The 10481-nt window shown below is 71.3% G+C and carries 10 protein-coding genes; 1 reads left to right on the top strand and 9 read right to left on the bottom strand.

Going from position 1 to position 10481, the window contains the following annotated elements; genetic code table 11:
* Positions 1-778: MurR/RpiR family transcriptional regulator (locus VIW71_RS24580; RefSeq protein ID WP_414720834.1), on the top strand; the 778-nt coding region annotated here is incomplete at its 5' end.
* Between the two features lie 159 nt (positions 779-937).
* On the opposite strand, the gene VIW71_RS24575 is transcribed toward VIW71_RS24580, so the two are convergent.
* The 9 genes from VIW71_RS24575 to uvrC form a co-directional block, all read right to left on the bottom strand.
* Complete coding sequence (locus VIW71_RS24575; protein ID WP_073497103.1) at positions 938-1273, bottom strand: RNA polymerase-binding protein RbpA; 336 nt, start codon at positions 1271-1273, stop codon at positions 938-940.
* Positions 1274-1452: 179 nt separating this feature from the next.
* Positions 1453-1689 (bottom strand): preprotein translocase subunit SecG, encoded by a 237-nt coding sequence (gene secG / locus VIW71_RS24570; RefSeq protein ID WP_331624785.1) that lies wholly within the window; start codon positions 1687-1689, stop codon positions 1453-1455.
* A 115-nt stretch (positions 1690-1804) separates the two neighbouring features.
* Positions 1805-2590 (bottom strand): triose-phosphate isomerase, encoded by a 786-nt coding sequence (gene tpiA, locus VIW71_RS24565; protein ID WP_331624784.1) that lies wholly within the window; start codon positions 2588-2590, stop codon positions 1805-1807.
* A gap of 211 nt (positions 2591-2801) precedes the next feature.
* Positions 2802-4025, bottom strand: coding sequence for a phosphoglycerate kinase (locus VIW71_RS24560; protein ID WP_331624783.1), 1224 nt, complete (start codon positions 4023-4025; stop codon positions 2802-2804).
* Between the two features lie 117 nt (positions 4026-4142).
* Positions 4143-5147 carry a type I glyceraldehyde-3-phosphate dehydrogenase gene (gene gap, locus VIW71_RS24555; protein ID WP_331624782.1) on the bottom strand — a complete coding sequence of 335 codons (1005 nt, stop codon included), beginning with the start codon at positions 5145-5147 and terminating at the stop codon, positions 4143-4145.
* A gap of 293 nt (positions 5148-5440) precedes the next feature.
* A complete protein-coding gene (whiA, locus tag VIW71_RS24550; RefSeq protein WP_331624781.1) occupies positions 5441-6418 on the bottom strand; it encodes a DNA-binding protein WhiA in 978 nt (325 codons plus the stop codon).
* Positions 6409-7419 carry a gluconeogenesis factor YvcK family protein gene (locus tag VIW71_RS24545; RefSeq protein ID WP_331624780.1) on the bottom strand — a complete coding sequence of 337 codons (1011 nt, stop codon included), beginning with the start codon at positions 7417-7419 and terminating at the stop codon, positions 6409-6411. The genes whiA and VIW71_RS24545 overlap by 10 nt, the downstream gene beginning before the upstream one ends.
* The gene (gene rapZ / locus VIW71_RS24540; RefSeq protein ID WP_414720833.1) at positions 7416-8342 is read right to left on the bottom strand and encodes an RNase adapter RapZ; all 927 of its coding nucleotides are present in this window, start codon (positions 8340-8342) and stop codon (positions 7416-7418) included. The genes VIW71_RS24545 and rapZ overlap by 4 nt, the downstream gene beginning before the upstream one ends.
* Positions 8339-10408, bottom strand: a complete 2070-nt coding sequence (gene uvrC, locus VIW71_RS24535) for an excinuclease ABC subunit UvrC (RefSeq protein WP_331624779.1) — start codon at positions 10406-10408, stop codon at positions 8339-8341. Before uvrC ends, rapZ begins: the two co-directional genes overlap by 4 nt.
* Positions 10409-10481: the final 73 nt, after the last annotated feature.

Below are 10481 nucleotides of genomic sequence, written 5' to 3'. Positions count from 1 at the left end.
CGATCGCCGCCGCGAGAAGCCGGGCGACGCGGCCCGCCCGATGCCCAACGCGCTGTCGGCCCGCCGCCACCCGGCCGGGCACCACGGCGTCCGGCGTGCCCCCGGCCGGGCACGTCCGCACGGGAGCAGGGCCCCGCCGGGACCGAGCGGCGCGGTGCCACGCCGGGACCGCGGATCGGGCCGGGCGACGACCTCGAACAGGTCATCGCAGTGGTCGCGGAGGCCGATCTGCGGGCGCTGCGGCACACCGCCGACCGGATCCCGACCGGAAGCCCTGGAACGGGCCGCTCAGGCGCTCGCCAAGGCCCGCAGGATCGACGTGTACGGCGTCGGCGGGTCCGGCATCGTCGCCCACGAGACGCAGGCCCGGCTCTTCGGGATCGGCTGCGCGGTGCACGCCTGGACGGAGGTGCACGCGGCGGAGACCTCCGCGGCGCTGCTGACGCCTTCCGACGCCGTGGTGGCGGTCTCCCGCTCCGGCACCACGCGGGAGGTCGTGGACCCGCTGCGGCCGGCCTCGGAGCGCGGCGCGTTCACCGTGGCCGTCACCGGAGACGCGCGCTCACCCGTGGCACAGGCCGCGGACGTGTCGTTGGCGTCCTTCTCCGGCGAAACCAGCTTCCGGCGCGGCAACTTCGGCCGCAGGCACTCCGTACTGCTCATCGTGGACTGCCTGTACGCCCGGGTCGCACAGCTCACCTACGAACGGGCGACCGCCGCCATCGCGTTGACATCCCCCATCGCGGAGGCGCACGCGGCCCGCCCGCGCAGACGGTGAGCGGAATGCCCCCAACCACCGTGCGGGTCAGGAGGAACGAAACCCGCCCGGCGATTGAGGGCACCAGGAAACCTGCGGGGCGCCGAACCCCTAGGGTCTGTCTGACACATCCCGCCTGCCCCGCCCTGCGGGCGGACGGCGCCATGTCTCAGACAGGCCCTAGATCTCGCCCCTGAGCTTCGCCAGGGCCTCGGCGAGGATCGCCTCGCCGTCAGCGGCCGAACGCCGCTCCCGTACGTACGCCAGGTGCGTCTTGTACGGCTCGGTCCGCGGCGGCGCCGGCGGGTTCTCCTCGTCCTGCCCTGCCGGGAAGCCGCAGCGGGGGCAGTCCCAGGTCTCCGGGATCTGCGCGTCGCTGGCGAAGCTCGGCTGGGTCTCGTGCCCGTTCGAACACCAGAAGGAGATGCGAAGGCGCGGCGCGGACTCGCCACGCTCGGCCTCTCCCATCGGCCCCGCTCCGACCCGACTGCCACGGATCGCGTTGCCACTTGCCACGGTCGTAACTCCCTGCGTGATGGTGCTGCGAGGTCGCCCGGTTTACGGAAGCCCCGGTTCACCCCCGCACCTGCGGGGAAAGAGCACGGTATCCCAGGACGCCGTTCCATGATAAGTCGGGTGGACGACGAGGCGTCAGCTATCCCTGGACAAAAGGGAGTCGGGCGCCGGTGTCCCGGTCAGTTCTGGAACTTCATCACCAGGCCGAGCGTGACGATGCAGGCGAACCACAGCAGGCCCACCACGACGGTGATCCGGTCGAGGTTGCGCTCGGCCACCGAGGAACCGCCGACCGAGGACTGCATGCCGCCGCCGAACATGTCCGACAGGCCGCCGCCCTTCCCCTTGTGCATCAGCACGAGCAGCAGAAGCAGCAGGCTGAAGATGATGAGGGCGATGGAGAACCCGATGACCACGGCTGGACCAACTCTCTCGACTACATGACGGCACTACACGGATACGGCGCGGGGCCGCGAGCGGTGCGGCGACACCGCTCCGGCCCCGTCAGGGTACTTCACCGGCCCCCGGAGTTCACTGGTCGCGGAAGCGGACGATCTTGACGAACTCCTCCGCGTCCAGCGCCGCACCGCCCACCAGGGCGCCGTCCACGTCCGGCTGGGCCATGATCGCGGCCACGTTGCCGGACTTGACCGAGCCGCCGTACTGGATGCGTACGCCGTCGGCGAGCGCCTGGTCGTACAGCTCGGCCAGACGGCCGCGGATGGCGCCGCAGACCTCCTGGGCGTCCTCCGGGCCGCAGACCTTGCCGGTGCCGATCGCCCACACGGGCTCATAGGCGATCACGATCGTGGCGGCCTGCTCGGCGGGGATGTCCTTGAGGGCCCCGTCCACCTGGGCGAGGGTGTGCGGGACGTGGTTGCCCGCCTCGCGGACCGGCTCCTCCTCGCCGACGCACAGGATCGGGGTGAGGCCGTGCCGGAACGCGGCCTTGACCTTGGCGTTGACGAGCGGCTCGTCCTCGCCGTGGTACTGGCGGCGCTCGGAATGCCCGATCGCGACATACGCGCACTTCAGCTTGGCCAGCATGGATCCGGAGATTTCGCCGGTGTAGGCGCCGGAGTCGTGTGCGGACAGGTCCTGGGCGCCGTACTTGATCCGCAGCTTGTCGCCGTCGACCAGGGTCTGCACCGAGCGCAGGTCGGTGAACGGCGGCAGGACGGCGACCTCGACGGCGTCGTGGTCCTTGTCGGTGAGCGCGAAGGCGAGCTTCTGGACGTGGGCGATGGCCTCCAGATGGTTGAGGTTCATCTTCCAGTTGCCCGCCATCAGCGGGGTGCGGGTGCTCTGCTCTGTCATGTCGGTCAGTTCTCCATGCTCTGGGTCGGGCTTCCTGCTCACTCCCTTCGCGGACGGCCTCTCCCTCCCTGCCCGCCCTCGGGCAGAAAGGGGCATCGGCCGGCCGCTGCGCGAGCTCGTGCATCAGCCCTCGGGTTCTCGCTCGGGCCTCCTGCTCACTCGCTCCGCGGACAGCCTCGTTCCTCGGCCGGCCACCGCGCGAGCTCGTCCGTCAGCCCTCCAGTGCGGCCAGGCCGGGCAGGGTCTTGCCTTCGAGGTATTCCAGGCTCGCGCCGCCGCCGGTGGAAATATGGCCGAAAGCCGTCTCGTCGAATCCCAGGATGCGGACGGCGGCCGCCGAGTCGCCGCCGCCGACCACGGTGAACGCGGGGCTGTCCACCAGTGCCTGGGCGACCGCGCGGGTGCCCTCGGCGAAGTCGGGGTGCTCGAAGACGCCCATCGGGCCGTTCCAGAAGACGGTGGCGGCGTCGGCGAGCTTGGCGGCGAAGAGCTTGCGGGACTCCGGGCCGATGTCCAGGCCCAGCACGTCGGCGGGGATGGCGTCGACCGGCGAGATCACCGGAGAGGCGGGCTTCTTCGTCTTCAGGTCCGGGAACTCGGTGGCGCCGACCACGTCCACCGGCAGCACGAACTCCACGCCCTTGGCCCTGGCGCGCTCCAGGTACTCGGTGACCGCGGGGATCTGGTCCTCCTGGAGCAGGCTCTTGCCGACCTCGTGGCCCTGCGCCTTGAGGAAGGTGAAGACCATGCCGCCGCCGATCAGGATGCGGTCGGCCTTCTCCAGCAGGTGGTCGATGACGCCGAGCTTGTCGGACACCTTGGAACCGCCGAGCACCACCGCGTAGGGGCGGGCTGTGTCCTGACCGGCCCCGGTGAGCTTCTTCAGCACGGCGAGCTCGGTGGCGATCAGGTGGCCCGCGGCGTGCGGGAGCCGGGCCGGCAGGTCGTACACGGAGGCGTGCTTGCGGTGCACCGCGCCGAAGCCGTCACCGACGTAGGAGTCGGCGAGCTCGGCGAGCCGGTCGGCGAAGGCGCCGCGCTCGGCGTCGTCCTTGCTGGTCTCGCCGGGGTTGAAGCGCAGGTTCTCCAGCAGCGCGATCCCGCCGTCGGCCAGGCCCTCGACGGTGGTCCGGGCGCTGTCGCCGATCGTGTCGGTGGCGAACGCCACCTCGGTGCCGAGCAGCTCGGCGAGGCGGGCGGCGACCGGCGCGAGTGAGAACTGCGGGTCGGGGGCGCCCTTGGGGCGGCCGAGGTGCGAGGCGACGATCACCTTGGCGCCGGACTCGGCGAGCTTGGTGATGGTCGGCAGGGCGGCCCGGATCCGGCCGTCGTCGGTGATCGTCTCACCGGCCAGAGGGACGTTGAGGTCGGCGCGGACGAACACCCGCTTGCCGGTCACCTGCCCCTCCGCGAGGAGGTCGTCGATCGTCTTCATCTGGGGGTCTCCTGTGAGCTCAAGCTGGAAGTGGCATGCGAACAGGGCCCGGAGGAGCGCGTCACCGCGCCCCTCCGGGCCCTGTCCCTCACATCGCTGTGCGCGGTCGGAACGCGGTCAGAGCCGGCCGCCGACGAAGACCGTGAGGTCCACGAGGCGGTTGGAGTAGCCCCACTCGTTGTCGTACCAGCCGATGACCTTGACGGACTTGCCCTGGACCATGGTCAGGGAGGCGTCGAAGGTGCAGGAGGCCGGAGTGTTGACGATGTCCGAGGAGACGATCTGGTCCTCGGTGTACTCCAGCAGGCCCTTGAGCTGACCCTCGGCGGCCTTCTGGAAGGCCGCGTTGACCTCGTCCTTGGTGACCTCGCGCTCCAGGTCGACCACCAGGTCGGTGACCGAGCCGGTGGGCACCGGGACGCGCATGGCCAGGCCGTCCAGCTTGCCCTTGAGAGCCGGGATGACCAGGGCGGTGGCCTTGGCGGCACCGGTGGTGGTCGGGATGATGTTCTCCGCGGCGGCGCGGGCGCGGCGCAGGTCCTTGTGCGGGAAGTCAAGGATGCGCTGGTCGTTGGTGTACGCGTGGACCGTGGTCATCAGGCCCTTGACGATGCCGAAGTTCTCCAGCAGCACCTTCGCCATCGGAGCCACACAGTTGGTGGTGCAGGAGGCGTTGGAGATGATGTTGTGGTTGGCGGCGTCGTAGGTGTCGTGGTTGACACCCATGACGATGGTGATGTCCTCGTCCGTGGCGGGCGCCGAGATGATGACCTTCTTGGCGCCGCCCGCGAGGTGCTTGCCCGCGTCGGCGGCCTTGGTGAAGATACCGGTCGACTCGATCACGATGTCGACGCCCAGCTCGCCCCACTTGATGGCGGCGGGGTCGCGCTCGGCGAGCACCTTGATGGTGTGGCCGTCCACGGTGATGGTGTCGGCGGTGTGGCTCACCTCGGCCTTGAGGCGGCCCAGGATGGTGTCGTACTTCAGCAGGTGCGCCGTGGTCGCGGTGTCACCCAGGTCGTTGACAGCCACGATCTCGATGTCCGCGCCCTGTTCCAGGGCGGCGCGGAAGAAGTTACGACCGATGCGGCCAAAGCCGTTGATGCCTACCCGGATCGTCACGAACCGATCTCCTCGCTCAGTTGCCGGAGTCCGTTTCTCCGGCTGCGAAATATGGGATGTCCCCGACCACTGATGAACCCTACCTCGCCCGGCTCTCCGTGGTGACACCGGCCGGGCATGGGATGCGTTCCCCGCCGGGTGCGCCCCCCGAAAGACCCGGGGAACGGCGCGTTCGGCCACGACGCCGCCGCGGCCCGGAGCGCGCCCCGGGCCCGCAGGGACCGTCGCTGCCGGTCCGGGTGCCGGCCGGTGGTGTGCTGGTCGCGCGGTTCCCCGCGCGGCGCGGGCGACCGTCAGCCGACCATCTCGTCGGTGAGGTTCGCCTCCGTGCCGGGCAGCCCGAGGTCGGAGGCGCGCTTGTCGGCCATGGCGAGGAGGCGGCGGATACGGCCGGCCACCGCGTCCTTGGTGAGCGGGGGCTCGGCGAGGGAGCCGAGCTCTTCCAGGGACGCCTGCTTGTGGTCCATGCGCAGCCGCCCGGCCGCGGCGAGGTGTTCCGGTACGTCGTCGCCGAGGATCTCCAGCGCACGCTGCACCCGGGCGCCGGCCGCGACGGCGGCGCGCGCCGAGCGGCGCAGGTTGGCGTCGTCGAAGTTGGCCAGCCGGTTGGCGGTGGCCCGTACCTCGCGGCGCATCCGCCGCTCCTCCCAGGCCAGTACGGAGTCGTGGGCGCCCAGCCGGGTCAGCAGCGCGCCGATCGCGTCGCCGTCCCGTACCACCACGCGGTCCACGTTGCGGACCTCGCGGGCCTTGGCCGGGATCTGGAGCCTGCGGGCGGCGCCGACCAGGGCGAGGGCCGCCTCGGGACCCGGGCAGGTGACCTCCAGGGAGGAGGAGCGGCCGGGTTCGGTGAGCGAGCCGTGGGCGAGGAACGCGCCGCGCCAGGCGGCCTCGGCGTCGCAGGTGGCTCCGGAGACGACCTGCGGGGGCAGGCCCCGGACGGGACGGCCGCGGCCGTCGATCAGGCCGGTCTGCCGGGCGAGCTGGTCGCCGCCGGCCACCACCCGGACCACGTACCGACTGCCGCGGCGCAGGCCGCCGGGGGCCATCACCACCAGGTCGGAGGTGTGGCCGAAGATCTCCAGAACGTCCTTGCGCAGCCGCCGGGCCGCGATCCCGGTGTCCAGCTCCGCCTCGATCACGATCCGACCGCTCACCAGGTGGAGCCCGCCCGCGAAGCGCAGGATCGACGAGACCTCCGCCTTGCGGCAGCAGGTCCGGGTGACGGGGAGCCGGGAGATCTCGTCCTTCACCGCTGCCGTCATCGCCATGGGCCGATCCTTCCACGCATACGAAAAATCCGGTCATACGCGGCGGCCAACAGCTCCGGGTCGTGCCGCGGCCCGTCCGGGGCGGCGACCGGGGCCAGCTCGACCGTACTTCCCAGCCGCTGTGCCGCCTCGGCGAGGCTGTCGCGGTCGGGTACGGCGGCCTCGTCGGCGAGAACCACGTCGATGGTGAGTTTAGGGGCGTGTCGGCCCAAAACCTCCACGTGACGCTGCGGAGAAAACCCGTCGGTCTCTCCGGGCTGCGGCACGAGGTTGAGGGTGAGCACGCGGCGGGCCCGGGTGGACATCAGTGCCTCGGCCAGTTCGGGTACCAGCAGGTGCGGGATGACGGAGGAGAACCAGGAGCCGGGGCCCAGCACCACCCAGTCGGCGTCCATGACCGCCTGTACGGCCTCCGGGACGGCCGGCGGGTCGGCGGGCACGAGCTGGACCTGCTGGACCTCGCCGGGGGTGAGCGCCACGGTGGCCTGGCCGCGCACGGTGGAGACCGACTCGGGCTTCTCGGGGTCGTGGCCGCGCACGATGGCGTGCAGGTCGAGCGGGACGGAGGACATCGGCAGTACCCGGCCGTGCGCCCCGAGCAGCCGGCCGACCCACTCCAGGGCGGCGACCTCGTCGTTGAGCTGTTCCCACAGGGCGACGATCAGCAGGTTGCCGACGGCGTGGCCGTGGAGTTCGCCCTCGCCGTCGAAGCGGTGCTGGACGATCCGGGCCCAGGTCCTGCCCCATTCGTCGTCGCCGCACAGGGCGGCCAGGGCCTGGCGCAGGTCCCCGGGGGGCAGCACGCCGAGCTCGGTGCGGAGCCGGCCGCTGGAGCCGCCGTCGTCCGCGACGGTGACCACCGCGGTCAGATCGCCGGTGATCCGGCGCAGCGCCGCCAGAGAGGCGGACAGCCCGTGGCCGCCACCGAGCGCGACCACTTTGGGCTGTCCTCCGGTGCGGCGGCCGGTCGCCCGGCGCCGCCGCCGACCCGTCCTGATCACTCGCGCCCCATGTCCCTGTGCACCGTCACCGTCTCCACTCCGTCCGCCGCCAGCCGGGCCGACAACCGTTCCGACATCGCCACGCTGCGGTGCTTGCCGCCGGTGCAGCCGACCGCGATGGTCACGTACCGCTTTCCCTCCCGGCGGTAGCCGGTGGCGATGATGTGCAGCAGCTCGGCGTACCGGTCGAGGAACTCCTTGGCGCCGGGCTGGTTGAACACATACGTGGCCACCTCGTCGTTGAGCCCGGTGAAGGGACGCAGCTCCGGCACCCAGTGCGGGTTGGGCAGGAAGCGGCAGTCCACCACCAGGTCGGCGTCGACGGGCAGCCCGTACTTGAATCCGAACGACATGACGGTGGCCCGGAGTTCCGGCTCCTCGTCACCGGCGAACTGGGCGTCGAGCTTGGCGCGCAGTTCGTGCACGTTGAGGCTGGAGGTGTCGATCACCAGGTCGGCGTCACCGCGCAGTTCGCGCAGCAGGTCGCGTTCGGCCGCGATGCCGTCCACGATGCGGCCGGAGCCCTGGAGCGGGTGCGGGCGCCGTACCGACTCGAAGCGGCGGACCAGCGCCTCGTCGGACGCCTCCAGGAAGATGACGCGGCGCTTGACACTCTTGGTGGCGAGGTCGGCGAGGGATTCGCGCAGGTTGTCGAAGAACCGGCGCCCGCGGACGTCCACCACGACCGCGATGCGGGCCACGTTGCCCTGCGAACGCGCGCCGAGGTCGACCATGGTGGGGATCAGGGCCGGGGGCAGGTTGTCGACCACGAACCAGCCCAGGTCCTCCAGGCACTTGGCCGCGGTGCTGCGGCCGGCCCCGGACATGCCGGAGATGATCACCAGTTCCGGGATGGCCTCGATGGCCTCGCCCGCTCCGCCGCCGGTCATATGGGTGTTGTCCTGTTCGTCCTGCTCGCTCATCTGCTCTTCCCCCGATGGTGGGACGGGGCTCCGGCCGCGGGTACGGCCTCGGTCCCGTCTGCTTCTTCCATGATCTCTCCGGTCGCGGTGTTCACCGCGGGTGCGGCCGGAGTCGCGGCTGCCAGCGCCGCGGCGACCGTCTCCGCCGTACGGCGGCCGATCCCCGGGACCTGGCATATCTCCTCGACGGTCGCCGCACGCAGCCGCTTCAGCGATCCGAAGTGCTTGAGCAGCGCCTGCCTGCGGGTCTCGCCGAGGCCCGGCACGGTGTCCAGCGCGCCGGCCCTCATCGACCTGGAGCGCTTGGTGCGCTGGTAGGCGATGGCGAACCGGTGCGCCTCGTCGCGCACCCGCTGGAGCAGATAGAGGCCCTCGCTGGTGCGGGGCAGGATCACCGGGTCGTCCTCGCCGGGCAGCCAGACCTCTTCCAGGCGCTTGGCGAGGCCGCACACCGCGACGTCGTCTATGCCCAGTTCGGCCAGTGCGCGGGCGGCGGCGGCGACCTGCGGCTGCCCGCCGTCCACCACGACGAGCTGGGGCGGGTAGGCGAACTTGCGGGGGCGGCCGGTGTCGGGGTCGACGGGGCCGCCGGCGGCCTCCGCGGTCTCGCCGCCCGGCTCCTCCTCCCACTCGCTCGTGCGCTGCTTCTCCTGGAGGTAGCGGCGGAACCGGCGGGAGATCACCTCGTGCATCGAGCGGACGTCGTCCTGTCCGGCGAACGACTTGATCTGGAAGCGGCGGTACTCGCTCTTGCGGGCCAGGCCGTCCTCGAAGACCACCATGGACGCGACCACGTCGTCGCCCTGGAGGTGGCTGATGTCGTAGCACTCGATCCGCAGCGGCGCGGTGTCGAGGTCGAGGGCGGAGGCGATCTCCTCCAGGGCCCGTGACCGGGTCGTCAGGTCGGAGGCGCGCTTGGTCTTGTGCAGGGCCAGGGCCTGCTGCGCGTTGCGCTGCACGGTGGCCATCAGGTCCTTCTTGTCGCCGCGCTGCGGCACCCGCAGGCTGACCTGGGAGCCGCGGCGGGCGGCGAGCCACTGCGCGAGCGGCTCGGCGGGCTCGGGCAGCGCGGGAACCAGCACCTCCTTGGGGACGCCACCGCTGCCGCCGGACTGCTCGGCGTCACCGGTCTCGTCCCCGTAGAGCTGCTGGAGGGCGTGCTCGACCAGGCCCGCGGTGTCCACCGCCTCGACCTTGTCGGTGACCCAGCCGCGCTGGCCGCGCACCCGGCCGCCGCGGACGTGGAAGATCTGCACGGCCGCTTCGAGTTCGTCCTCGGCGACGGCGATCAGGTCGGCGTCGGTGGCGTCGGCGAGCACCACCGCGTTCTTCTCCATGGCGCGGCGCAGCGCCTCGATGTCGTCGCGCAGCCGGGCCGCCTGCTCGTACTCCAGGGCGGCTGCGGCGTCCTTCATCCGCTGTTCCAGGCGGCGCAGGTGCGTACCGGTGTGACCGGCCATGAAGTCGCTGAACTCCTCGGCGAGTTCGCGGTGGTCCTCGGGGCTGATCCGGCCGACGCAGGGCGCGGAGCACTTGCCGATGTAGCCGAGCAGGCAGGGGCGGCCGATCTGCGCGGACCGCTTGAACACTCCGGCGGAGCAGGTACGGACCGGGAAGACCCGCAGCAGCAGGTCGACGGTCTCGCGGATCGCCCACGCGTGCGCGTACGGACCGAAGTACCGCACGCCCTTGCGCCTGGGACCGCGCATCACCTGGACCCGGGGGAACTCCTCGTGCATGGTGACGGCGAGCGACGGGTAGCTCTTGTCGTCGCGGTACTTGACGTTGAATCGCGGGTCGAACTCCTTGATCCAGGAGTATTCGAGCTGGAGCGCCTCGACCTCGGTGGAGACCACCGTCCACTCCACGGAGGCGGCCGTGGTGACCATGGTGGCGGTGCGCTGGTGCAGGCCGCCGATGTCCTGGAAGTACGAGGACAGGCGCTGGCGCAGGCTTTTCGCCTTGCCGACGTAGATCACCCGGCGGTGCTCGTCCCGGAACTTGTAGACCCCGGGAGAGTCGGGGATCTGTCCCGGCTTCGGTCGGTAGCTGCTGGGGTCTGCCATGGCTCCCACCCTACTGGCGGGATGTGACAAATCCGGTTCCGGCTCGGGCGGCGTCCTGCCGGGGCGCGGGGAA

Source organism: Streptomyces sp. (assembly GCF_036524955.1).
Lineage (GTDB): Bacteria > Actinomycetota > Actinomycetes > Streptomycetales > Streptomycetaceae > Actinacidiphila.
Note: the sequence above shows the minus strand (reverse complement) of the source record. Positions and strands in the feature narration are given on the sequence as shown.